The 312-nt window shown below is 50.0% G+C and carries 1 protein-coding gene; it reads left to right on the top strand.

What is annotated here, in order from left to right:
- Nucleotides 1-312, top strand: a 312-nt coding sequence (locus VJI93_RS08605) for a 6-carboxytetrahydropterin synthase (protein WP_324009290.1), incomplete at both ends; no start/stop codon positions are given.

The following is a 312-nucleotide window of genomic DNA, read 5'->3' as shown; positions in this document are numbered from 1 at the left end:
CTATGCTTTGGGCTTTGAGATAACCATTGCATGCAACGATGATAATCTTGATGCACGCAATTGGGTTTACTCGTTTGGAGGGTTCAAGCCTTTCAAGGCATGGCTCCAGGATACCTTCGACCACAAGACTGTGGTTGCAGAAGACGACCCTCAGTTGGAAGTTTTCATGCAGCTAAGCATGACGGACACTTCACACGGTGGGCACACAATGCTCCAGCTGCGTGTGGTGGAGGCTGTTGGGTGCGAAAAGTTTGCCAAGATGGCATATGACAAGATGCAAGAGCTGATCGATGCAGACCCTGCTGACAAGCA

The sequence above is a fragment of the Parvimonas sp. M20 genome (assembly GCF_035282425.1).
Classification (GTDB): domain Bacteria; phylum Bacillota; class Clostridia; order Tissierellales; family Peptoniphilaceae; genus Parvimonas.
The sequence above is the reverse complement of the archived record's forward strand: the minus strand, read 5'-3'. Positions and strand labels throughout refer to the sequence as shown.